Source organism: Spirosoma fluminis, assembly GCF_054778895.1.
In genome coordinates, this window is sequence record NZ_BAAGZD010000003.1 from 238888 (window position 1) to 262699 (window position 23812).

Below are 23812 nucleotides of genomic sequence, written 5' to 3' on the forward strand. Positions count from 1 at the left end.
CTTACGCATGGAAACGGCCAACGTAACACAAAGGACCGCTGTCGTAGCCGCCGAAGAAGCAGCGATACGCCAAGTTTTTGCCCAATTGGAATCCGCCTGGAACGCTGGTGATGCCGACGCGTTCGTCCAGTGCCTGACCGACGACTGCGATTACATCACCTTCGCTGGTCAACACATCAAAGGGCGCGAAGCCAACCGGCAAATTCACGAAGAGCTGTTTAATTCGTGGGCACTGAAAGGCTCTCTTATGCGACCAGGCGCTACTCCGTCAACCGTTGTCTTACTAAGCCCAACCGTGGCGCTCATGCACTCAACGGGTGTTATTCAACTTCGCTTTCACAAGCAGCCTCCGGCAAGTAGACAGTCGATTCAGACAACGGTCTTAATCAAATCGAATGGCAGTTGGAAGGTCCGCGCTTTTCATAACTGCCGGATTCAACAGCCGGGCCTTTTTCAGCGCTTACTCATGTCTTTTGGTAGTAAACAATCATCCTCTAAAACCAATAACCCAATAAAAACGATTGCCATTGTACTCATCACAGTCCTAACGTTTGGGCTGACATCTGTTTGGGCTCAGTCGGAACAGTATAAGCAAGCCATGGCCCAGGCAATTGGCGATATGCAGAACATAAGTCAAAAATCACCAACTGCCGACATACTCGCTTCTGCCAACAAGTTTGAACGTATCGCGAATGCAGAGCCGAAGGAGTGGTTACCGCGCTATTATGCCGGGCTTAACTACGTGTACCTGGGCTTTATGGGCAAAGACGAAGCCGAAAAAGACAAGTTTCTCGATCAGGCAGACGTAAACCTGAAAGCCGCCGAAGCACTATCGCCGGCTAACGATGAACTGGCTGTATTAAAAGCGTACATTGCACAGGCTCGCATGGTTGTTGACCCAACGAACCGCTGGCAACAATACGGCCCGTTATTTCAGGCGGGTATCGAAAAGGCGAAAAGTTTGAATCCGGCGAATCCACGCCCGTATGCGCTCGAAGGTTCCTCACTTATGTACACGCCCGAGCAGTTCGGCGGTGGCCCTAGTACGGGTTGCCCGGTGCTTAAGCAGGCCGTAGAAAAATTTGCTACATTTAAACCAGCTAGTGAGCTGCATCCGGCCTGGGGCCAGAAAAATATCGAACCCCTACTGGCAAAGTGCAAATAGCGGTCGTTGGGACTGAGTTGGCAACCCCATTCATGGGCTAGAATCAGCTCACTCCTTCACCCCTGACAGACTCTCTCTATGACGCGTGAACAATTAATCGGCACCATCGGTAAGAATGGCCGACGCCTGAAAATGCGGGCGTCGGACATGACTGACTTTGACTTCAGCGGCCTCGACCTGACGCAGGCGGATCTGCGTTTTTCAAACCTGGCGCGGGCTAACTTCCGGGGGGCGATACTTCGGCAGGCTGACCTCAGCTTTTCCGACCTGAATGGGGCCGATTTTACGGATGCCGATTTGTATGAAGCCAATCTTAGCTTCAGTGGCCTGGAAGGTACGGACCTGACCGGCGCGAACGTCGAAGGCGCAAAATTCAATTTTTCGGGGCGCGGCAATTACCGAACTGGCCTGATCCGGCCCGAACGCATCACCTTAACCAACTTGCTGCAAAAGCCGGGTTGGGGAGCGCTTATTGGCTCTATTCTTGGGGCACTGCTGATTTATGGCAGTAACGCAATTATCTTTTTTACCCACCTCATTTCGAAAGGTAAGGACCCTGTTGTAGCGGGCTTTTATAGATTTTTGATTGTACAAAATATTAGCGATGGAGCAGCGGTGTTTCTGCTAACATGGGCATTGTCAGGATGGCTCACCCGGAAGTTTCAGAGAAGTTGGAAACGGCATCTTATAGTTACCGCAGCAGCGATATTCAACTTTTTAATTATCAATTACGCCATTTACCTTCTGCTCGGAAAAACATTTATAGATCAGTTACAGAAACGGCCTGAAGGTATTGAAGGAACGGCACCCTGGTATATTTATGTAATGGGCGATCTGATAATTGCCAACCTCTTTCTGTACGTCCTTCATCAGGGGCGTCAATTAACCCGAAAACTCTCGGAGCAGGAATACCAGTTGCTTAATCTTGAAAAGCTGAAAACCCGCGCCGAACTCGACGCCTTACAGGCTAAAATCAATCCGCACTTTCTGTATAACGCCCTTAACAGCATTGCCAGCCTGGTACACGACAATCCGGACAAGGCCGAAGAGATGACCTTGCTCTTATCGAAACTGTTTCGCTATTCGACGGGACGTAATGGCGAGTTGTTCGCTACCCTGACCGATGAACTGGAGATGGTGCGGACGTACCTGCAGGTCGAGCAGGTGCGATTTGGAAACCGGTTAACCTTTAGCGTCGACGTATCAGACCCGGCCCTGAACGATCTGAAATTACCCCAGTTTCTGCTCCAGCCCATCGTTGAGAATGCCATCAAACACGGCATTGCCAAACTCGCCGATATGGGGCGCATCGACGTTCGGATCTACCGCAAGAATGACGCCCTGCATTTGTGCGTCCACGACAACGGTCCGGCTTTTCCCGACGACATGGATGGGGGTTATGGCTTACGTAGCATTCAGGACAAGCTCAAACTGCTGTACGGCGACGATGCCACCATCGAATTTCAGAACTGGCCCCTGAAACAGGTGCTGTTATCAATACGGATGGACAAAATTCAGGGGAAGCACCCCGTTATGAAACCTACCATTGGAAGCGTATGATCTTTCCACTAAGAACTATACTGATCGATGACGAGTCGTTAGCCATTAGCCGTCTGCGTCGATTATTAGACAAGCACCGCGACACATTTGACGTCATTGGTGAAGCCGCTAATGGAGCCGAAGGCCTGACGCTTATCGAAAGCGAACGACCCGATGTTATTTTCCTGGACATCGAAATGCCACTCTTGAATGGCTTCGATATGTTATCCCGGTTGACTACCGTGCCGATGGTCGTTTTTGCCACCGCCTTCAACCAATATGCCATTCGGGCCTTCGAAGAAAACTCGGTCGATTACCTGCTCAAGCCCATCGAAGCCGAACGGTTAGCGCGTACGGCGCAGAAAATTCGGGCGCTGGTCGAACGTACTGAAGTAGGTCAGCCTTTCAGCAATCCCATGACTGAGAATGTGATGCGGCTGATTTCCCAGATGCAGCCCAAGAAAGAGGTGTATTCAATTTCGGTGAAAACGGGCGATAAAATCAAACTGATTCCCCTGTCAGACATCGCCTTCTTTGAGGCTGAAGACAAGTACGTTTTTCTGGCGACTATGGACGGTCAGAAGTTCCTGACGACCTACACGCTGACAACGCTGGCCGAAAAACTGCCCGATACGTTCGTACGCGTAAGCCGATCGGTGATGGTTAACCGGCATAAAATTGCCGAGGTTCACCGGCATTTTGACGGGAAATTCCTGCTCGCCCTAACGGATAAGAAAGCCACTAAAGTCACAACCGGCAGTACGTATGGCGATACCGTACGGCAATTGCTGGAGTTGTAATCAGAACCATGAAAGCGGCTACCGAACGTAAACTCATTCGCTGGTTTCCCATTCTGGCCAGCATTCCCATTTTGGGCTATATCTACGGGCCCGTCGCTACGTTGCCCGAGCCAGCCTTCGGTGAAATTTGTGATCCTGCCCGCCGTTGTACTATCGGGGTTCTGGCTATGGCTGTGGCATTACGTACGAAAATGGTGGTGCACTGCTAAGTGGCGTACCGCTCGCTAGGTAGCGCACTGCCGGAGGGCATGCTCACTAACCCGTGAAAGCCGCTATTTTTGCGAGAAGATTGACAGTTTATGAGCAAGAAAAACCGAAACGGGATTGTGTATTCAACCAATCCTGACTTTGACTACCAGTCCGACGAGCAACCAGAAGCCGAAACACTGCCACCGACTCAGCAGAACCTTAAAATATGGCTGGTGAAACTCGGCGGGAATAAGGTTGTAACCGCCGTTCGGGGATTTATCGGCACCGATGCTGATTTAGCCGAGCTGGGTAAACAACTGAAAGCCGCCTGTGGGTCAGGCGGCTCTACAAAAGACGACGAAATTTTAATTCAGGGCGACCACCGCGACAAGGTCCTGACGTGGCTCACCAATAAAGGCTACAAAGCGAAGAAAGCAGGTGGGTGAGGTTAGTCTATTCCACCCATCCACTTTCTGAGTGGCTTCACAAAGAGCAGCATCAATACACCTGCCCCAACGCTGAACAAGGCTACGCTCCGGAACATCTCGGGCATCTGCTGAACGTTGTTTTCCTCGAAGCCTCCGGCGAATAAACCTGCAATCAGATTCCCTAACGACGACCCAACGAACCACAGGCCCATTAACTGACTGGTATACCGTTTAGGCGCCAGTTTAGAAAACGCGCTTAAGCCCACCGGACTGAGGAACAACTCACCCAGCGTAAAGAAAAGATACGTAGTGGCTAAATACAAAGGCGACGTACGGGTACCGGTCAGGGCCAGCTTTGAAGCCACAACCATCACGACGTAGGCCAATCCGAGTAAGACCAGGCTGGTTGCAAACTTGGCGGGTACGGAATAATTGATTTTACGATTTGCCAGGAATACCCATAAGGCGGCCAGCACAGGCGAAAAAATAAGGATAAAGGCAGGGTTAAGATTCTGGAACCAGCTCGATGGCATTTGCCAGCCAAACAGGTTAAGATCAGTGTATCGGTCGGCAAAGATTTGCAGCGATGAGCCCTGCTGTTCGTTTCCGGCCCAGTAAACTGCCGATGCCAGAAAGAATATAAAGAGTACGACGACTCGTTTCTTTTCAACGACATCCAGCCCCCCAGCGATCAGGATATAGGCAAACCCTCCCAGCGCAACCAGCGAAATGATAGTACCCATCGCCTGGGCCAAGCCCTGCGCAGTCGTCAAATCCAGGATGTGCGTCAGTTGAAGTACGGCCAGTAAGACTACAATCACGGCCAGAAACACGAGCAGAGAACGGTTACCATTCGAGGATTTATCGGTACTTGCGGGCTGCGCTACGTAATTGCCATACTCGCCAAGGTAACGTTGCCCTAATGTTCGAAACGTAATGATACCCAGAGCCATCGCCACGGCGGCCGCGCCGAAGCCATAATGCCAGCCCACTTTCTGCCCCAGGTAACCGACAATTGAGATACCGAGCAGTGAGCCGGTATTGATGCCCATGTAGAAAATCGAAAAAGCCGCGTCTTTACGAGCTCCGCCTTCGGGATATAGTTCACCTACAATGCTGCTGATGTTCGGTTTTAGTAAACCGGTGCCGAGCGCTACAGTGCAAAGTCCCAGGTAGAAAATTCCTGATCCGGACGGAATGGCCAGAATGATGTGACCGAGCATGATCACCAGTCCACCGTACCAGATGGATTTACGTTGACCGATTACATTATCAGCAATCCAACCGCCCGGTACGGAAAGCAGATACACCGAAGCGGTATAAATACCGTAGATAGCCGCACCCTCACTTTCGGTCAGGCCCATGCCGCCCCGGACGTTATCGATCAGGAACAGCAACAGAATGGCCCGCATACCGTAGTAGCTAAACCGCTCCCACATCTCGGTGAAAAACAAAACAAAAAGACCCACCGGGTGGCCAAGTAAGGTAGCCTGACGGGCGGATTTATTAATGATCGATTCCATGCAGTTAGGTTAAACGGTCTGTTGACCGAAGAATATAGCTTAGTTAACGAAGAAAATAGCTGCAAAGATACCCATAACCCGCGAATTGTAGCCAACCGAACTCCTGATGTCAGTTACTGCTTAACTTGCAGCGTCAATCCGCATGCGCGATGCTTCTTCCCTTCGATTTTCAGAAAGACCCCTATCTCATTTTTGACTTCTCGGCTGCAAATCCAGACCTCGCTACGCTTGATCTGACCAATACCGCTACGTTTACGGATTACATAGTCGGCAAGCTTAGGGCGGCAGGCGCGAAAGTAGGAGTTGGCGGCTACAATGAACATCGGGTTATCTATCGTCGAAGCCCCCATTTCCAGCAGACAACGGCTGACCCACGCGAAATTCACCTCGGTATCGACCTGTGGGCCGAGGCCGGAACACCTGTGTTTGCGCCTTTAGCTGGTGTGGTTCAGAGTTTCCACGACAACGCCAACTTCGGCGACTACGGGCCAACTATTATTCTGGAACACCGCGTTAACGACAAGCCTTTATTCAGTTTATATGGCCATTTAACCCGCTCATCGTTAAGTGGTTTGTATGAGGGCAAAGAAGTAAAACCGGGCCAGAAGATAGCCGAGATTGGTCCCTACCCTGAAAACGGCGACTGGCCTCCCCACCTCCACTTCCAACTTATGACCGACATGCTGGGTATGAAAGGGGATTTTCCCGGTGTATGCTCGTTAGCCGACCGGGATAAGTTTCTCGCTATCTGTCCGAACCCGAATACGCTGCTAGGTATTCCGAATTTATAATTCCAGCAAAACCAACTTAGTAGCTGAGCAACCATGCCACCGTATCGTTTGGGTCAGCAATAGACCATGAGTGTGGGTTCCGATTCCCCTGCTGCTTGCGATACCCTTTGTTGACTGTTGGTACATATATGGCTTGTTTGTTACCGATCAAGCGCAGATAATTGATTAGACTTACACAATCAATTGTATTCTGTTCGTACAAATCGCGATTTCGCTCATTCATCTGCCACAGGAGATCAGGTTCACTAATTAGTCGTATGGGCGTGTTTTTGAGCAGGTTCGCATTATGGGCAGTTGTATCTGTATAGCTATAGGGCGACAGCGCTACGTATTTGGCGGGTTGGACTGTAGGCGGACCACCAAATTCCTTATCCATTTTATCCATGAGAAACTGAGCTTCCTTAACAGCCACTTCTACTTTTCCATACTTCCGCTGGCGTAGCGAGCTTTGATAAAGTCGGGTAAAATCCAGAGGTGGGTCAACGGCAAAGATGGCGGTAGGTTTAGGCAGGGAATTGCCCGCCATAGCCAGTTCCGCGTATCGCACAACTCCGCTTCCTCCGAGTGAAAAGCCACCCAGATACAGTTTTTTGCCAGTCAACTTGTGTTTAGACTGTATTTCGTTGATGATGTCAGCAAGCGTCTGTTGGGAGTCTTCATCCACGTAAAACGACTGCCAGCCTCGCTGTAAGGTGACTAGTACTGTCAGCAGACCCTGCCGGGCAGCCTCCTTGGGTAGTTCAGTTTCTCCATTGACGTATTCGGGAGATTCACCGAAACCATGCAGGAGCATCAGCAATCCCTTGGGTGGTCCAACCGGTGGGATTGTCAGGTAGTAATTAACCGCACTATCTTTCGGATTGCGAAACGTAAGAGATGGTTCCTGAGCCCAGCTTATCAAAGGAATCAGGAAAAGAAAGCTAGCTAACCAAAGTGCTTTTTTACGAAGTTCGCTCACCATTATTCCTTCAGAAAATCCACTACCGCCTTAGCAAATTCGGAAGTCCGCATAGCTCCGCCGTGATCGCCGGGTACAACGACCAACCGAGAGCCGGGAATGGCATCGACTAAGGTTTGCGGATCGCCGTTGTCGTTATCTTTATCCCCATTGATAACCAGCACGGGTAGTTTAATTTTAGCTAATTCAGCCTTACTCGTTACCGGCTGAAACTCCTGCAAACGCGCCAGCACGACCATGTCGGCTCCGCTCTTCTGCGCATTATCAACCGCAGGCTGTAGTTCCGGATGGCTACCGGGTTTTGTCAACGCTTCATGAAAGTTTTTACGGCGAATCCAGTTCGGATCGGAGAAGTCGACGCTGATACCACCCATTACTGCCCGACGAACCTGTTTGTCGAGCGTCAGCAGTTTAGCGGTCAGGATAGCTCCCCGCGAGTACCCAACCACATCGTAGTTTGTCAGACCCAGGTGCTTCATCAACGCCATTACGTCTTTTAACTCTGCGTTGTCCTCATACGCTTTGGCTTCATGGGGTCTATCGGACTGGCCATTCCCCCGTAAATCGAGCGTAACGACTTCAAAACCGGCATCGGCTAACGCTTGCCGGACGGCAGCCCGCTTCCAGCTTTCCCCGTTTGTAATGAACCCGTGCAGCAGCACAACAGGCTTGCCTTCGCCGATTACGTCATAGTGAATTTTAGTCCCATCAAAAGACGTAAACAACGGTTCACGGCTGGCTTGTGCAAACGATAGGACCGGTACAAGCAGAAAGACGACGAGTCGAAGTAGTTTCATGAAGCAATATAAATCATCGTATGGAGAATGGTAGCTGAATAAGCTTAACCTTTCTCCATTCTACCGAGTTAACTTACAAACTACAGATCCTCAACCGATATGGAAACGTTAATCGCAGATTCAATAGTAAAGGATAAGACGGAATTGATCGGTTCACGCGTCGAACGCATCGACCCCGATAATTTCCGCAATCAAAATGGCCGTGACAACGGACCGGTTGCCATGGAAGACGGCGACGCCGACCGTGGCGACGAATCGCTCGAAACCGAAAACGACGGTTTATCCGACGAACCCCTCGATGAAGATGGAGATCCAACCGGCGAACACGACCATCATCAGGATGATAACTACGCGTTGGGTGGTCACGTGACCCGATCGGGCAGTGTGTAGGCTAATTACGCAGCACAGCCTTGAGCGCTTATCGAAACGTCTTCAGCCTGTGCTCCACTATGGTAACTCAATACAAGTATGAACTCAACGAACAATCAGGATTATAATCCGGCAGAAGACGAAAACCAGGGCGTGCTAACGAAACTGGCGCAGGGCCAGGAAGCCAACAATGGCGTTTCGCAGATCGAATACATGAACCCCGTGACCAATCAGGGACCGGAGCCGATCAAAGAAGAAGTAAACGATTCGGACAGTGATTCGAACGGCGTTAACGACGACCTAATGGCCGAAGAAGACGTGGAAGCAGGTAATGTGGAAGTAGACAACGAAACCGACGAATGAGTGCCAATCAGCTCGCTCAGCTTGTCATCCGCATTGGCTTAGGTATCAATATGCTCATGCATGGCCTGGTCCGGATACCAAAGCTCAACGCGTTTGTCACAAAAACGTCGGCCGGATTTGCGGCTACAATTCTACCGGAACTGGTAACGAAAGCGTTCCTCTACGTACTGCCCTTTGCTGAATTTATCAGTGGCTTTCTGATTCTGCTGGGCGGCCGTTTCAGCAAATTCGGTTATGCGCTCGGCGGATTGATTATAGGCGCATTACTATTTGGCACAACACTGAAAGAAGACTGGGCTGGCGCTGCTAACCAACTCATTTATGTCATTGCTTTCTACCTGGCACTACGCGGTTTAGACGACAACAGCCGCCGTCAGTGATATTTTCTGGGTACGTGTTCCAACGGTTTCCGGCAGGGCAGAGTCAATACAGGAAACCAATTGAATACATCCAATGAAGTCAACGTTGTTTATTGCCACTATTCTTACAGGCAGTCTGTTTGGGCTTTCGGGCTGCAATCAGGAAAATAATCCAAATGTGCCGGAACCCATTCAGACCGGCGTAATCTACCAGACCAATTTTCAGCAAAACAGCGATGGCTGGGAAGCTGATTACAGCGATTACCATACCCAGATCGGTGATATCCGGTTTGAGTCGAAGTGGACAGGGCTGCCCGCGCCCTTAGATGGTGCACGTAAGTCGATCATGCTATCAAGCATGAACCGCAGTGATGATGTCTTTATGTTCATGAAAAAGAAGCTGACCGGCTTACGTCCTAATTCCGATTATAAATTGGTGTTCGACGTAGAACTCGCTTCTTCGTACGCCGACAACTCGGTAGGTATCGGTGGTTCGCCCGGAGGCAGTGTGTTTCTGAAGGCGGGCGCTACGTCCGTTGAGCCGAAGAAGGAATTGAAGGACGATTATTACGGCATGAACATCGACAAAGGAAGTCAGTCGGAAGGCGGACGTGATGCGGTGCTGTTAGGCACTGTCGGCGCTGGCGAAGACGTAACGGATTACAAACTCATCACGCGTAATAATGCCGAAGCTCCGCTCACCGCGCGCACCAACGACAAAGGCGAACTCTGGCTGATTGTCGGCACCGACTCTGGCTACGAGGGGCTTACAACCCTGTACTACAGCAATGTTAAGGTAACAGCGAAGTAGACCGGTTCTGCTCAGTATCGACAAACGCCATTACTGTAACGTAATGGCGTTTGTCGTATATAAAATTGGGTAACTCTATTGAAAATGGAGCGGCTGCATCAGGTATTAATTTACTGAGTTGCGTTGTTTAGCGAAATAACACAAAGCCTGGCTAGTATCATAAAATAATCGAAATAACGGAAAGTTTCCGATATTTGTCCAGCCTGCCCGGAACGTACCCATCCGGCCGATTGTTAAATTTATACTGCAACGGTGCTTATTAACTGCGCACGCAACCGACCATGACTAAGGACGAGGCAATTTTAGAAAGTATTACCAATTCCGAGTATAAATACGGATTTGAGACCCTGATTGAAGCTGATGAGGCTCCCGCCGGTCTTGATGAAGACATTGTTCGTTTTATTTCCGCCAAAAAGAATGAACCTGAATGGCTGCTCGAAAGCCGCCTGAAAGCGTTCCGGATGTGGCAGGAGATGACCGAACCCCATTGGCCGAACGTTAAATATCCAAAGATTGACTATCAGGCCATTAAGTACTATTCGGCTCCGAAACAAAAGAAAACAGTAGGCAGTCTCGATGAGATTGATCCTGAACTGCTTGATACGTTCAACAAACTGGGCATCTCATTAAGCGAACAGAAACGTTTGGCCGGTGTAATTGACGAGCCAGAAGGCGAACGCCCACGCGTGGCTGTCGACGCCGTTATGGACTCCGTATCGGTAGCCACTACGTTCAAGAAGGATCTGGCCGAACGCGGCATTATCTTCTGTTCGATGTCGGAGGCTGTGCACGAACACCCCGAGCTGGTTAAGAAGTACCTCGGCTCCGTTGTTCCGGCCAAAGACAATTACTTTGCAGCGCTTAACGCGGCTGTGTTCTCCGATGGCTCGTTCTGCTACATTCCAAAGGGTGTTCGCTGCCCAATGGAGCTGTCGACCTATTTCCGGATCAACGCGGCCGGAACCGGCCAGTTTGAGCGGACGCTCATCATCGCCGACGAAGGTTCGTACGTTAGCTACCTCGAGGGTTGTACAGCTCCTATGCGCGACGAGAATCAGCTTCACGCAGCCGTGGTTGAGTTAGTAGCTCATGCCGATGCGGAGATCAAGTACTCGACGGTGCAGAACTGGTATCCCGGCGACAAGGAAGGTCGTGGCGGTATTTACAACTTCGTGACCAAACGCGGCATCTGCGAAGGCGCGAACGCCAAAATCTCATGGACGCAGGTCGAAACCGGATCAGCTATTACGTGGAAATACCCTTCGGTTATCCTGAAGGGCGATAACTCGATCGGTGAGTTCTATTCAGTAGCGGTTACCAACAATATGCAGCAGGCAGATACGGGTACCAAGATGGTTCACATTGGTAAAAATACCAAGAGCCGGATTGTATCGAAAGGTATCTCGGCCGGGAAAAGCCAGAACTCGTACCGGGGTCTGGTGCAAGTGTTGAAACGCGCTGAAAACGCACGTAACTACTCGCAGTGTGACTCTCTCCTGTTAGGCGATAAGTGTGGTGCACATACCTTCCCGTATCTGGAAGTAAATAACCCGTCGGCTACGGTTGAGCACGAAGCTACGACCTCCAAGATCGGTGAAGATCAGTTGTTCTACTGCAACCAGCGGGGTATCCCAACGGAACAGGCTGTAGCGCTGATCATCAACGGGTACGCCAAAGAAGTCCTGAACCAGCTCCCTATGGAGTTCGCCGTCGAAGCCCAGAAACTGCTGGCCATCAGTCTGGAAGGTTCTGTTGGTTAAGTGTGACTCAAAATTCTGATTATATTGAAGCCCCTGCGAAAACGTAGGGGCTTTTTGTTGGTAAGGCACTTTGACCTGCTGGCAGTTCATAGCACACGTGAACGAACTGGATGAACCAGAATTTGTATACTTGCGCTGTTCTTGATCTACTTAGCAGTTTACTCTCATGAAAAAGTTTGAATATCGCGTTTTGGACGTAGCCGCCAGCGGATTCTGGGGTGGTGATATTGACTCTCAAACGTTAACAGACAAGTTGAATGAACTTGGTCGGGATGGCTGGGAAGTTATTTCGGCCGTAGATACTGCAGTCTACGGTGGTGGCTCTAAAGGGCTGATTATTATGCTTAAACGAGAAATAGCGTAAGCTCTTTTCAGCTAATACGCAGAGTGGTCCAGTTACCTGTAACTGGACCACTCTACGTTAAATGAGACTGCGAATACGTTCCTTCCGATGGATCGCACATGAAAAATAAGCTCAGCAATTAATACTGCTCGTACTCAAACGTAGTCGTTACGTCCAGTGCCGCATTACCCTGGGCATTTCTGACTACTTTCTTAATTAGCAACCCAGCGGCATTATACGTATTGATGATATTGCTGGCCACCTCGTTGTTCTTGTTGTAAACGGCAGCGTCTGGTCCGCCGGTAATCAACTTATAAAATGGGTTCGGTTTATCATCATACTTAAATCCGCTCAGACTGACGTTATACCGATTGGTGCCTTTGTTTCCGCTCCGGATTGAAGTAACAATGTTTTCTTTCTCGTACGTGTACTGCTGAATTTCCTGGTCCGAACCACGAACGATAGTAACGCTGGTTGGCATAGCGGCCGCGCCATACTGGAGTTTATACGTTTCAACGAGTGTGTAGTTACCCGACCTGTTCTCGTCCTGATAGAGCGCGGCTGAAATAATAGCACCACTTCCATCGAACGCATACGTAACGCGCGTCAGGGCGTAGGCCGATGCAGCAGGCTGCTTATCGGCACTGGCTAATTGGCCCTGCGCATTGTACTGCATAATGGTCGTCTGGCCAGGCGTGTTTTCGGCAGCGCTACTGGTATCTACCCGCGACACGTAACTCGCTAACTGTTTGCCACTTGAGTACGTGTATACCGTCGACGAGTAAGCGCCTTTCGACTGAGATACCACTTTTTTCAACCGAAATCCTGATTCCTGGCCCTGCAACATGCGGTGGTCCTGGCAGGCGGTAAACGCAAAACAAACGGTTAAAATGCTGAGCCAGCTAAGTACATGAAGTCGCATAAATCGAATAATTAACAAAATATTTCCAGCGTAAAACTACTACCCGTCTACTTTATACTGCAAGAACGCATCCAACACTAGGCAGGAAGGCTACTTATTAACGAAAAGCCAGTCTACAAATTACTCGCAGTCAAGGAGAATTAGCCCATTGCCAGACAAGCTTAACTTATTGCAAGCAATAAGGTTTATCAATAAAAACCACCTTGCTATCAGGCTACTTTTTTCGTAAATTAGCCTGATTAGACAGGGCCGCACAGGCTGCGCTACGAATGAACTTTACATTAACTTCAGAATTTCAACCGACCGGCGATCAGCCCGCAGCCATCGACAAGTTGATCGGTGGCCTTAAAGAAGGCGAACCAGCACAGGTGCTTTTGGGCGTAACGGGCAGCGGTAAAACCTTTACGGTTGCCAATGTTATTGCTCAGCTTAACCGGCCAACGCTTGTGTTAAGCCACAATAAAACGCTGGCCGCTCAGCTCTACGGCGAATTCAAGCAGTTTTTCCCGGAGAACGCCGTCGAATACTTCATCAGTTATTACGATTACTACCAGCCGGAGGCCTATATCGCGACCACCAACACCTACATCGAGAAAGACCTCGCCATCAACGAAGAGATCGATAAGCTGCGCCTGTCGGCAACCTCGGCCCTGATGAGCGGTCGGCGCGACGTAATCGTGGTCGCATCAGTATCCTGCATCTATGGCATGGGGAATCCCGAAGAATTTAAGCGGAATGTGGTTCGAATTGGCGTTGGTGAGCGGATGAGCCGCAATCAGTTCCTGCACCAGCTCGTCAGCATTCTCTACAGCCGAACTGAGGGCGAATTTCAGCGCGGCACGTTCCGCGTCAAAGGCGATACGGTAGACCTTTACGTGGCCTACGCTGATTTTGCGTACCGGGTCATATTTTTTGGCGATGAGATCGAGACGATCCAGCGCATTGATCCATCAACGGGTAAGAAAATCTCGAACGAAAGCCTAGTGACTATCTTCCCGGCTAACCTCTTCGTAACAGGTCGCGATACGCTTAACAACGCCATGTACGAGATTCAGGACGATCTGGTATCTCAGGTACGTTATTTTGAATCTGAATTTCGCGAACAGGAAGCGACACGAATTCGGGAACGAACCGAGTTCGACCTGGAAATGATGCGTGAACTGGGGTACTGCTCCGGCATCGAGAATTATTCCCGCTATTTCGATCGGCGCCAGCCGGGGCAGCGGCCGTTCTGTCTGATGGATTACTTCCCGGATGATTTTTTGTTAGTGGTCGATGAAAGCCACGTAACGATTCCGCAGATTCGCGCGATGTGGGGCGGTGACCGTTCCCGCAAAACGGCGCTCGTCGACTATGGTTTCCGGCTCCCATCGGCCATGGATAACCGGCCGCTTACCTTCCAGGAGTTTGAAGATTTATCCGGCCAGACGATCTACGTATCGGCGACTCCATCGGATTATGAGCTTCGCAAAGCAGAAGGGGTTGTGGTTGAACAGTTGATTCGGCCGACGGGTCTGCTCGATCCCGAAATTGAGGTTCGCCCCAGCCTCAATCAGATTGACGACCTGCTGGAGTCGATCGATGCCCGGATCAAAGCGAACGAACGCGTACTGGTTACTACGTTAACCAAACGGATGGCCGAAGAATTGACCAAGTATCTGGAGCGGGTGGGCGTCAAAACGCGCTATATCCACTCGGAAGTCAAAACGCTCGATCGGGTCGAAATCCTGCGCGATCTGCGCTTAGGTAATTTCGATGTTTTAGTAGGCGTTAACCTGCTGCGCGAAGGTCTTGACTTGCCCGAAGTGTCGCTCGTAGCCATTATGGACGCGGACAAAGAAGGCTTCCTGCGCGACATTCGATCCTTGATTCAGACGATCGGCCGGGCGGCACGTAACGCCAACGGGAAGGTCATTATGTACGCGGATACCATTACGGGTTCCATGCAGAAAGCCATTGACGAAACCAATCGTCGCCGGGCCATTCAGATGGAATATAATACGGACCACGGCATCATACCGCAGACCGTACTGAAATCCCGCGAAGCCATCATGGGTCAGACGAAAGTCGCCGACTCGAAGCCGAAACACGTATACATCGAACCCGAAGAGATACGTATCGCGGCCGATCCTGTTGTCAGATACATGGGTAAGAACGATCTGGAGAAGGTCATCAACGAAACCCAGGCGAAGATGGAACGGGCCGCCAAAGAGCTCGACTTCCTGGAAGCAGCGCGATTACGCGACGAGTTATTCCAACTACGTGACAAGCTCAAGAAGGAAACAGCGTAGGAGCGAATTATCTTTGTAACGGTTGGAGGGAGATCCCAAGCCGTCCTTGAGGTGATGCGGTTTGGCCGTGTCACCTCATCGTATTTTATACCAACACACGTTCCATTCGCACTAGGATGGGTGTCAGGATTTTGGTACGTAATGGCTACCAGAAACTGACAAGTTATCAATTCTTCCTAACTTACAGGCCATCGGTTCCAAACCATTCGAACTACCATGAAACGTATTTTTATCATCATTGGCAGCATTGCGGCTGTACTGCTTATTGCCTTTTTCGTGCTGCGCAGCCTAACCAAGTCCAACAGTCCTGAATCCATTGCGGAGATCGACCAAGACGGCTTCCATGTAAAGGTCGACTACAGCCAGCCTTACAAGAAAGATCGTAAGATTTTCGGTGGCCTGGTGCCCTACGGCCAGGTATGGCGGACCGGGGCCAACGAGGCTACGGTGATCGAATTTAACCAGAACGTAGCGGTAGCTGGTCAGCCCTTAGACAAAGGCGAGTATTCGCTCTGGACCATTCCGTCGGAACAAGGCTGGATTGCCATTTTTAATCGCGAAACCGGGCAGTGGGGTACGAATTATGACCAAACAAAGGACGTATTGCGCGTCCCTATTGTAGCGCGTAAGCACAGCCCCCCGGCCGAACAGTTTTACATCACCTTCGTGCCCGCTTCAAACGGTACTGATATGATGCTTGCCTGGGATGAGACCGAAGCGATTGTGCCCATACAGAAGCGGTAACATCTGTTCTCGATACGGGTTAATTCTAGTGACGAGCCTTCATTACCGATGAAAGCTCGTCGCTATGAATTTCAGGGCATCGGGCAGGCCCGTTCGCCAGTACGACCACGTATGGCCGCCATCCCGAACGCGGTATTCGTGCGGAATTTTCCGGTTCAACAAAGCCAGATGCAACATAGCGTTCCCTACCGTCAGAGCGTCGTCGTCGCCACAATCAATCCACCAGCGTACCTTCATCAGATCACCTTCGGGCGCGGATCTGGCCAACGTAATGGGGCTATTTCGTTTCCAGGTCAGGGTTAATCGGTCTTCGCCTTTAGCTGGGCCGCTGAATACGGGTGCGAAAACGGTGTTATAGCGCTCATCGGGTATTTCTTTAAAGCTTTCGTCGGTGCGAATACCGGCGCTGAGAGCCGCACAGGCACTGAACAGTTCGGGATGATGCATGGCCAGGGTTAACGATCCAGACCCACCCATCGACAGGCCCGCCACAGCCCGATACTCGCGTTGGGTGCGCGTTCGAAACATCGAATCAATGTGGGGAATCAGTTCCTGCACAAACATATCTTCGTACCGGACTTTATTCTGGTAATCGTTGATGTACCAGGATGCTCCGGCGTTCGGCATGACGATGATCATGGGCGGCAGCTCTCCCGATTTAATTTTCTCATCGGTGATACGGTCGGCCTCGCCAAACTGTACCCAGCCCGTTTCGTCATCGCCGTAGCCGTGCAGCAAATAAACCACCGGGTAACGTCGGTTGGAGGTGTAATAATCAGGGGGCAGAAAAATTGAATATTTAACGGCCCGGTTCAGCAGCGAACTATTGAGCACCATACTCTCCAGTAAACGCGCCTGCGGAGCCGCCACAACGGGAACGGGGCCGGAAGTTTGTGGAGCTGTCAGCTGCGCCCGCCGACGGGACTGAGCGGGGGCTACTATAGCACAGATTATCAACAATATACAGAAAAGTACAGTACGTACAACCATGAGATTAGGGGATGGCAGTTAACTTTAGGCGAAATTTAAGCGCAGTTGTTCAGAACTGCCCTGACCACATTCGGCTCGTTCGTTGGCTAACGCAGCGTGTGTTCAAGTAGATAACGTAACTAACCCGTTCCTTCATGCCTACCCGCCTGCTTGTCTCGTTGTTTCTGATTGGATTTCTGGTGCAACAAGCTGAAGCGCAGCAAACTCTACCCGATTGGGAAGACCCGCAGATCATTAGCCGGAATACCGAAAAACCGCACGCCACCTTAGTTCCTTTCCCGACCGAACAGCAGGCCCTATCCGCCCCCGACTGGCGCACGTCGCCTTATGTGAAACTGCTGAACGGCATCTGGAAATTTCGGTGGGCAAAGCACCCCAGCCAGGTACCAGCCGACTTTTACCTGCCGACGCTGAACGATAAAACCTGGGACGATTTGCCTGTACCGTCCAACTGGCAGGTAGTCGGTGCCCGCGAAGGCAGACCCTACGATCGCCCGATCTTTACAAACATCAAGCATCCGTTTCCGGCTACGCCCCCGCGTATTACGTCCGATACAAACGCCGTTGGCCTGTACCGGCTGGCCTTTACGGTTCCGGGTAATTTTCAGGACCGAGAGGTATTTCTGCACTTCGCGGGCGTTCAGTCCACGTGCCGGGTATTCCTGAACGGTGAGTTTGTCGGCTACCACGAAGACGGCATGACACCCGCCGAATTTCGCATTACCGATAAACTGAAACCGAACGGAAACCTGCTCGCCGTCGAGGTTATTAACTGGTCGGATGGCAGCTACCTCGAAGACCAGGATTTCTGGCGTATCTCCGGCATTTTCCGCGACGTTTTTCTCTACGCTACGCCCAAAACCTACCTCCGTGACTTCTACGTAGTAACCGACTTAGACGACCAGTACCGGAACGCCACGCTCAAAATCACAGCGAACGTCCGGAACCTGGCTCCGTCGGGTCAGCAAGCGCCCTATACGCTCAAAATTACGCTGTACGATCCCAAAAAGACGATCGTTTTTTCGGAAGTCGTTACGTCCGCAAGCGCGACGGATGCCGGTCAGGAAGCCATTTTGCGGCTACGGAAAGACGTCAAATCGCCAGCCCTCTGGAGCGCCGAGTCGCCCGCGCTGTATTCGGTAACGGCTCAGTTGATTGGTGCGGATGGCCAGGTAAGCGAAGCGGTGGCTCAGCGGGTTGGCTTCCGCGAAATGGTCATTACGGAGGGGCAACTGCTGGTAAATGGCCGACCTGTTACGTACAAAGGCGTCAACCGGCACGAGTTCGACCCGAACACGGGGCGCGTTATCAGTCGGGAGTCCATGATTCAGGACATCAAACTGATGAAGCAACATAATATCAACGCCGTACGCACGTCGCATTATCCGAACGTAACAGACTGGTATGACCTCTGCGATGAATATGGGTTGTACGTCATCGACGAAGCGAATATTGAAAGCCATGAGCTCTGGAATAAAGGCCAGACACCGGCCACTAAACCCGAATGGCGCGATGCCTTCGTTGCCCGCGGCCGGGCCATGGTCGAACGGGATAAGAATCACCCGTCTATTGTTATCTGGTCGCTCGGCAACGAAACCGATATGGGGCAAAACTTCCGGGACATGGCCGATATTATGCGGCTCATTGACCCAACGCGGCCGATCCATTACGAAGGCCGTCGCCCCTATACTGGTACGTCGTTGAGCAGTTTCGATATTATCTCGACTATGTACCCATCAGTCGACGATATGATTAAGCTCATGGAGAAAGACCCCAGTCGTCCGGTCATTGTCTGTGAATACGCCCACGCCATGGGCAACAGCGTCGGCAATCTGAAAGACTACTGGGTGGCCATTGATAAATATCCGCGTTTACAGGGCGGCTTCATCTGGGATTGGGTCGATCAGGGCCTACGACTACGTAACAAAGCCGGTAAAGAGTATACCGCTCATATCAATTACATCGATGGGGCCAATGCGGGCGATGGGCTGGTCAACCCCGACCGAACGCCACAACCGGAGATAAACGAGGTCAAACTGGTCTATCAGTATGTAAAACTAACGACCCCGACCGCCCTCTCCGCGGGCACCCCCGTTAAGCTGAACGTTCGGAATACTTACGACTTTCAGACGCTGGAGCCGTTCCGGATGGAGTGGAGTTTAGTCCGCAACGGCGAGGTGGTGCAGCAGGGTGGCGAAAACAACCTGGTCGCTAAACCCGGACAGACGCAGGTCGTGACCCTGCCGGTGAAATTTCCAGAGGTTATCGAGCCCAATAGCGAATATTATCTTACCGTCAGCATCCGGCTGAAACAGGCCACTTCATGGGCTCCGGCGGCCCATGAAGTGGCGTCAGGTCAGTTTCCAGTGCGTGTTACGTCGCCTACGTTGCCTGTTATGGGCATGAACCGCATTCCGGTCGTGAAGGCCACCACATCGTCAACCAACGTAACGGTACGCGGTAAGGACTTTGCCCTTGTCTTCGACAAAGCGACCGGCTCCCTGAGCCAATGGATTGTTCGGGGCAAGAACCTTCTGGCCAAAGGTCTACAGCCTAGTATCTGGCGCGTACCGACCGATAACGATGAAGGCGGGGGTAACCGGTCGTTCGCAGCCCGCTGGCGTCGGGCCGGGTTGGATACCGTCAAAGCCAGACCAATCGACCTGAAAGTCGAGCCCAGCCCCCACCTGGTCCGCATTACGTGTCTGAACGAACTAGTCGGTGATGGTGGCCGCATCCAGCAGCAAACTGACTACATCGTATATGGCACCGGCGATGTACAGGTTTCGACCACCTATACCCCGTCGGGTACACTGCCTCCGCTGGCCAGAGTGGGTATGCAGTTCCAGATGCCGGCGACCGTAAAAACCCTGAAATGGTACGGCCGGGGGCCCTTCGAGAGTTATGCCGACCGGAAAGATGCCGCTAAGGTAGGGCTGTACGAAGGCCAGATTGCCGACCAGTATTTTCCGTATACGATGGCGCAGGAGAATGGCAATAAAACGGACGTGCGCTGGGCCGAACTGACCGATGCGAGTGGCGTCGGCCTGCTCATCATGAGCGACCAGTCGACGGACGGCTCGTTGCTGAACCTGAACGCCCGGGATTACACGGACGAAGCCCTGCTACGCGTTAGGCAACCCGATACGCAGGAGCTGGAGGGCGGTACCGTAACGGTGGTTAACGTCGACATGGCTCAGATGGGCCTGGGGGGTGATGATAGCTGGACACCCAGAGTGCACGCCGAATATCAGTTACCAGCTACAAAACCGTACCGCTATTCCTTTCGGCTCCGTCCGGTTGATGCCCGAACGAATATCGCGGGCGTGATCGGCCTTTCCCTGCCCCGATAACTGCGCCTACGCGTCAGAGAGACGTAGTAGGGATACGTAGTGCGTATGTAAACGTTCCTTTTACACATATCAACGAAAACAAGTAGCAGAAGTCTTTCTCAATAACCATATTTACAATCTGATACCATCGCCCAGGATTATTTAAACTCATGAAAGGCCCCTTATTACTATTATTCGCGTTATCGCTGCTTTGTTCCGTAGATGGCTACAGCCAGAAAGACACGCTGGCAAACAAACCGCTGATTAAGAACAGCGACATGGAGCAAGTGCCCGGAACAGACTGGAATTTTGTCGTCCACAATAGCAAAACGCCTAATCCAAACGATTACAAATTTGCCCACTCTACGGAAGCTGCGGCTTCAGGTACGCACTCAATCAAGCTTACCTGTGCAACGATCAAAGACACCTTGGCCAACTGCTTTGTCTACCAAAGCTTTTCATCAGCCCCCATTCCCGTGGGCGCTAAGGTTACCCTGAAAGCCAAGGTAAAAACGGCGGATGTCAAAGGGAAAGGCGTAACCGTTACGCTCCGCGGAGACAAAATCATTGACGGGCGGGGCAATGCAGTGCTCTTTATCAGTACGGACGGCAAAACTCCGATTTCGGGCACTAGTGATTTTAAAGAGTACAGTATTGTGCTGGACAACTACACGGGCAACACCGATTATATGGCCGTCATTTTATCCTATCTGCCCGGAACCACGGGAACGGCGTATTTCGACGACGTAACGCTGGTGATCAATTAAGCAATTCGACCTTTCCGAAATGCGTTGGCAATGACCATGTAACGCGATTATGTAACCTTGTTAGTACCATAATTACAGTAACGGATCGATCAGGAGCCGTAAGATATTCTATCAAATAAAAGGGTAGCGGCTTGCGGATGCAGCTAGAAAACCCCTATTTTCGGCCTTATACTAACCCAATGTTCAAACCTACCCTACCTGCTGTATGGCCAAACTGATTATCGTGGACGACGAAAAACCCATTCGTGCGGCTCTACGCGATATCTTGGAGTATGAAGGCTACGATGTGGACGAAGCGAAAGACGGCGAAGAGGGTCTTGAGATGATTATGCGCACGGGGTATGACGTAGCCCTCTGCGACATCAAGATGCCGAAACTGAACGGACTGGAGTTGTTGCAGAAGGCGAACGAAGCCAGCAAAACCACCCAGTTTGTCATGATTTCGGCCTTTGGTAACGTCGAAAATGCGGTTGAAGCCACAAAACGGGGTGCCTTCGATTTCATTACCAAACCACCAGATCTCAACCGCCTGCTCATCACGGTTCGAAATGCGATCGAAAAAGCGAAACTGGTTCAGGAAACCAAAACGCTCAAAAAGCGCATCTATAAACTCAATGAAATCGTCGGTGAATCCGAACCCATCCGCAAGGTAAAAGACACCATCAACCGCGTAGCAGCTACGGAAGCCCGCGTGCTGATCACCGGCCCCAACGGTTCAGGGAAAGAGATGGTGGCGAAACAGATTCACGAAAAAGGCAGCCGCGCCACCATGCCCCTGGTCGAAGTTAACTGCGCGGCCATTCCGAGCGAGTTGATTGAGAGTGAGCTATTTGGCCACGAGAAAGGCGCATTTACCGGAGCAGCCGCCAAGCGGGTAGGTAAATTCGAACAGGCCGACGGTGGTACGTTGTTCCTGGATGAGATCGGCGATATGAGCCTGTCGGCGCAGGCAAAAGTGTTACGTGCCTTGCAGGAGAACAAAATTACCCGCGTCGGGGGCGACAAAGAGATTAAAGTGAACGTACGGGTAATTGCCGCGACGAATAAAGACCTTCGGCAGGAAATCATCAACGGTAACTTCCGTGAAGACTTATTCCACCGCCTGAGCGTGATCATGATTCACGTACCGCCCCTCGCCGAACGCCGGTCCGACATTACTTTGTTGGCCGATAAGTTTTTGCAGGACATCGCCACCGAATACGGTTCTACCGCGAAGGAGCTTACGCCCGATGCCATGAACTACCTGCAATCGTTACCCTGGACGGGTAACGTACGGGAACTTCGCAACGTCATCGAGCGGCTGGTTATCATGTGTGGTGATGAAATCTCGTTCGAGGACGTAAAATCGTACGCATAGCTGGTAAGGAGCGGGGAGTTAGTAGCGAGAAGAGAGAAGGCTGACGCCAATGATTTATTCTCACGTATCGCTACTAACTCCTCGCTTCTCTTTTTCACAGTACCATCAGATTGCAGCCTCTGACATCAGAATTGTCGAATCGGCCAATTACCCGGAATTGGCCGTCGGTACCCACGTACTGACCCAAATCCTGGGTTTCAATGAATGCGCACGAATCCAGATTAGCCAGGTCTATTACGTTAATGCCGCCCGTACGCGGGTAGTCATCCGGATACAGCAGGAATGGGTCGTTGATGTCGCGCAGAAGAATACGTAACGTCGGACTCGGCTGAAACACACCTTCACCCATGGAGTACGCCTGCGAAAGCAATTCGGTCATACCGTACTCGGAATGAACTGCTTTAATGCCTAACTGACGCATCAGGAGTTCGTGTACTTCCTCCCGTAGCAGTTCTTTACGTCGCCCTTTCATGCCGCCGGTTTCCATAACAATCAGGTTTGGCAGATCGGCCAGGAACGACAAACGCCGGGCCGATTCAGCCCAATCCAGCAAACCAAACGTAACGCCGATCAGCAGAATCTGTTTTCCGGGCTCTTTCGCCTGTTGAGTCGGTTTGGTCAACTGCTCCAGGCGATCGGTCAGTTCATCGAAATTATTCAGAAAAAATCCCGATAAATTCGAGTCCGACCGGGCTATAAATCGCTGAACCATATACACCAGCGACGAGTTATTTCGTTCAAGATACGACGGCAGCAACGCCAGAATGTGGAAGTTGCGCAAAGAGCCGTAGGTTTGCTCAAAGATTCGGGTACTTACGGCGTCGTAAAGAAGCGGATCGGGCACAAGATGGCGGCTGGTCTGCTCACCGGTAGTACCACTGCTGGCAAACGTCAGTGTATTGGCTGCTGCGTCGTTGGCCGTAAATCCCGTTAATATGGTGTGCCTTTTGAAGAAGCCGATTGGCATAAATGGCACCCGACGCAAGTCTGTAACCTGTTCTGGCTGAACGCCCAGGTACCGGACGTAATCGCGATAAACGGGGTTATACGTCGCCTGATACCGAAATACCGCTAAAGCCAGTGACGCAAAGCTACTGGCCTCGACGCTCAGAATTTGTTGACGGAGCGCCTGCCGAATAGCAGCCGCTTCGTTGGAGAGTGATAATGAAACAGACAAAGTAACAAAAGCGATTATTGCACAACGAGTACAACAG

General features: G+C 51.3%; 23 protein-coding genes. 17 read left to right on the top strand and 6 right to left on the bottom strand.

Features of this window, described 5'->3' with window-relative positions; genetic code table 11:
* Positions 1 to 7: 7 nt before the first annotated feature.
* From ACYVBJ_RS02955 to ACYVBJ_RS02975, 5 genes are all read left to right on the top strand, one after another.
* Entirely contained in the window at positions 8 to 1165 is a 1158-nt protein-coding gene (locus tag ACYVBJ_RS02955; RefSeq protein WP_460980812.1) for a YybH family protein, read from the top strand.
* A gap of 78 nt (positions 1166 to 1243) precedes the next feature.
* On the top strand, positions 1244 to 2725 hold the full coding sequence (locus tag ACYVBJ_RS02960) for a histidine kinase (protein WP_460980813.1): 1482 nt from the start codon (positions 1244 to 1246) through the stop codon (positions 2723 to 2725).
* Positions 2722 to 3504, top strand: coding sequence for a LytR/AlgR family response regulator transcription factor (locus ACYVBJ_RS02965; protein ID WP_460980814.1), 783 nt, complete (start codon positions 2722 to 2724; stop codon positions 3502 to 3504). The genes ACYVBJ_RS02960 and ACYVBJ_RS02965 overlap by 4 nt, the downstream gene beginning before the upstream one ends.
* Positions 3505 to 3512: 8 nt before the next feature.
* Positions 3513 to 3713: a hypothetical protein gene (locus ACYVBJ_RS02970; protein WP_460980815.1), complete on the top strand. Its 201-nt coding sequence runs from the start codon at positions 3513 to 3515 to the stop codon at positions 3711 to 3713.
* A 90-nt stretch (positions 3714 to 3803) separates the two neighbouring features.
* A complete protein-coding gene (locus ACYVBJ_RS02975; RefSeq protein ID WP_460980816.1) occupies positions 3804 to 4139 on the top strand; it encodes a translation initiation factor in 336 nt (111 codons plus the stop codon).
* Between the two features lie 2 nt (positions 4140 to 4141).
* Here the strand turns inward: ACYVBJ_RS02975 and ACYVBJ_RS02980 are convergent, their stop codons facing one another.
* Positions 4142 to 5644: a peptide MFS transporter gene (locus ACYVBJ_RS02980; protein ID WP_460980817.1), complete on the bottom strand. Its 1503-nt coding sequence runs from the start codon at positions 5642 to 5644 to the stop codon at positions 4142 to 4144.
* A gap of 149 nt (positions 5645 to 5793) precedes the next feature.
* Between ACYVBJ_RS02980 and ACYVBJ_RS02985 the strand changes: the two genes are divergently transcribed.
* Positions 5794 to 6435, top strand: a complete 642-nt coding sequence (locus ACYVBJ_RS02985; protein ID WP_460980818.1) for a peptidoglycan DD-metalloendopeptidase family protein — start codon at positions 5794 to 5796, stop codon at positions 6433 to 6435.
* A 16-nt stretch (positions 6436 to 6451) separates the two neighbouring features.
* Here ACYVBJ_RS02985 and ACYVBJ_RS02990 read toward each other — a convergent pair whose 3' ends face one another.
* Positions 6452 to 7396 carry an alpha/beta hydrolase family protein gene (locus ACYVBJ_RS02990; protein ID WP_460980819.1) on the bottom strand — a complete coding sequence of 315 codons (945 nt, stop codon included), beginning with the start codon at positions 7394 to 7396 and terminating at the stop codon, positions 6452 to 6454.
* The gene (locus ACYVBJ_RS02995; RefSeq protein WP_460980820.1) at positions 7396 to 8190 is read right to left on the bottom strand and encodes an alpha/beta fold hydrolase; all 795 of its coding nucleotides are present in this window, start codon (positions 8188 to 8190) and stop codon (positions 7396 to 7398) included. Before ACYVBJ_RS02995 ends, ACYVBJ_RS02990 begins: the two co-directional genes overlap by 1 nt.
* Positions 8191 to 8289: 99 nt before the next feature.
* Between ACYVBJ_RS02995 and ACYVBJ_RS03000 the strand changes: the two genes are divergently transcribed.
* The 6 genes from ACYVBJ_RS03000 to ACYVBJ_RS03025 all read left to right on the top strand — a co-directional run bounded on the left by ACYVBJ_RS03000 (position 8290) and on the right by ACYVBJ_RS03025 (position 12216).
* Positions 8290 to 8580, top strand: coding sequence for a hypothetical protein (locus ACYVBJ_RS03000; protein WP_460980821.1), 291 nt, complete (start codon positions 8290 to 8292; stop codon positions 8578 to 8580).
* Between the two features lie 78 nt (positions 8581 to 8658).
* Entirely contained in the window at positions 8659 to 8922 is a 264-nt protein-coding gene (locus ACYVBJ_RS03005) for a hypothetical protein (RefSeq protein WP_460980822.1), read from the top strand.
* Positions 8919 to 9302, top strand: coding sequence for a DoxX family protein (locus ACYVBJ_RS03010; protein WP_460980823.1), 384 nt, complete (start codon positions 8919 to 8921; stop codon positions 9300 to 9302). The genes ACYVBJ_RS03005 and ACYVBJ_RS03010 overlap by 4 nt, the downstream gene beginning before the upstream one ends.
* Positions 9303 to 9375: 73 nt before the next feature.
* A complete protein-coding gene (locus ACYVBJ_RS03015; RefSeq protein WP_460980824.1) occupies positions 9376 to 10092 on the top strand; it encodes a hypothetical protein in 717 nt (238 codons plus the stop codon).
* A gap of 281 nt (positions 10093 to 10373) precedes the next feature.
* Positions 10374 to 11852: a Fe-S cluster assembly protein SufB gene (gene sufB / locus ACYVBJ_RS03020; RefSeq protein WP_460980825.1), complete on the top strand. Its 1479-nt coding sequence runs from the start codon at positions 10374 to 10376 to the stop codon at positions 11850 to 11852.
* 166 nt (positions 11853 to 12018) lie between these two features.
* Positions 12019 to 12216: a DUF4177 domain-containing protein gene (locus ACYVBJ_RS03025; protein WP_460980826.1), complete on the top strand. Its 198-nt coding sequence runs from the start codon at positions 12019 to 12021 to the stop codon at positions 12214 to 12216.
* A gap of 118 nt (positions 12217 to 12334) precedes the next feature.
* On the opposite strand, the gene ACYVBJ_RS03030 is transcribed toward ACYVBJ_RS03025, so the two are convergent.
* Positions 12335 to 13117, bottom strand: a complete 783-nt coding sequence (locus tag ACYVBJ_RS03030; RefSeq protein ID WP_460980827.1) for a hypothetical protein — start codon at positions 13115 to 13117, stop codon at positions 12335 to 12337.
* Positions 13118 to 13386: 269 nt separating this feature from the next.
* Here ACYVBJ_RS03030 and uvrB point away from each other — a divergent pair, with 269 nt between their 5' ends.
* On the top strand, positions 13387 to 15408 hold the full coding sequence (gene uvrB, locus ACYVBJ_RS03035) for an excinuclease ABC subunit UvrB (protein ID WP_460980828.1): 2022 nt from the start codon (positions 13387 to 13389) through the stop codon (positions 15406 to 15408).
* Between the two features lie 216 nt (positions 15409 to 15624).
* A complete protein-coding gene (locus ACYVBJ_RS03040; RefSeq protein ID WP_460980829.1) occupies positions 15625 to 16152 on the top strand; it encodes a DUF2911 domain-containing protein in 528 nt (175 codons plus the stop codon).
* 42 nt (positions 16153 to 16194) lie between these two features.
* On the opposite strand, the gene ACYVBJ_RS03045 is transcribed toward ACYVBJ_RS03040, so the two are convergent.
* Entirely contained in the window at positions 16195 to 17142 is a 948-nt protein-coding gene (locus ACYVBJ_RS03045) for an alpha/beta hydrolase (RefSeq protein WP_460980830.1), read from the bottom strand.
* 134 nt (positions 17143 to 17276) lie between these two features.
* On the opposite strand from ACYVBJ_RS03045, the gene lacZ reads away from it, so the two are divergent.
* The 3 genes from lacZ to ACYVBJ_RS03060 all read left to right on the top strand — a co-directional run bounded on the left by lacZ (position 17277) and on the right by ACYVBJ_RS03060 (position 22598).
* A complete protein-coding gene (lacZ, locus tag ACYVBJ_RS03050; RefSeq protein ID WP_460980831.1) occupies positions 17277 to 20495 on the top strand; it encodes a beta-galactosidase, LacZ type in 3219 nt (1072 codons plus the stop codon).
* 149 nt (positions 20496 to 20644) lie between these two features.
* Positions 20645 to 21241, top strand: a complete 597-nt coding sequence (locus ACYVBJ_RS03055) for a hypothetical protein (protein ID WP_460980832.1) — start codon at positions 20645 to 20647, stop codon at positions 21239 to 21241.
* Between the two features lie 205 nt (positions 21242 to 21446).
* On the top strand, positions 21447 to 22598 hold the full coding sequence (locus ACYVBJ_RS03060) for a sigma-54-dependent transcriptional regulator (protein WP_460974529.1): 1152 nt from the start codon (positions 21447 to 21449) through the stop codon (positions 22596 to 22598).
* A gap of 94 nt (positions 22599 to 22692) precedes the next feature.
* Here the strand turns inward: ACYVBJ_RS03060 and ACYVBJ_RS03065 are convergent, their stop codons facing one another.
* Entirely contained in the window at positions 22693 to 23775 is a 1083-nt protein-coding gene (locus tag ACYVBJ_RS03065; protein WP_460980833.1) for a LuxE/PaaK family acyltransferase, read from the bottom strand.
* Positions 23776 to 23812 lie beyond the last annotated feature (37 nt).